Genomic DNA, 556 nt, shown 5'->3' on the forward strand with positions numbered 1-556 from the left:
GTATATGAATATATTGAACTACAAAATTAAAAAGAAAGGAAGTTATGGTGTTTTACTTTTACAAACATCATACAAGAAAGTTTATGGGATTTGCAGATGAACTAAAAGAAGAAAGTAGAAAGATAATCGAAGAAGAAAAGAGGGTTAAATTTGTTGGATTAAATTCAATTCAATATGCAGAAAAGATTGTTACAATCATCAAAGATAAATGTAAACAACCATGGAATTTGAAAAAAAGGAAAATAGAAATTTTTTCTCAAGGGCTATACCGTGATTATGATTGGCCAGATGTGCTTCACCTTAACGAAATTCAACTAGAAGATAAAAGTTTTCTTGCGACAGGGAGTATTCCAGCTAAAATTTTGAAGAAGATTACAGGAAGCAGGTTTTTGATTACTGATAGAGTATTTGGTGTAGAAGTAGCAAATAGAGTATACGAAATTTTGTCGCAATGTGGATTTGATAAATTGGAGGTATTACTTATAGAAAATCAAGATGTTTACCAACAAAACAATCGCTTGACACCACTTGGATATATTATGCGATATACTATGAC

Annotated in this window: 1 protein-coding gene; it reads left to right on the forward strand. The window is 30.4% G+C overall.

Translation table 11 applies throughout. The features are described 5' to 3' along the window. Positions 1 to 83: 83 nt before the first annotated feature. On the forward strand, positions 84 to 556 hold a 473-nt coding region (locus H6A13_RS13070), incomplete at its 3' end, for a hypothetical protein (RefSeq protein WP_204909960.1).

It is taken from the genome of Mordavella massiliensis, from assembly GCF_016902415.1.
In the GTDB taxonomy this organism is placed as follows: Bacteria; Bacillota; Clostridia; order Lachnospirales; family Lachnospiraceae; genus Merdimonas; species Merdimonas faecigallinarum.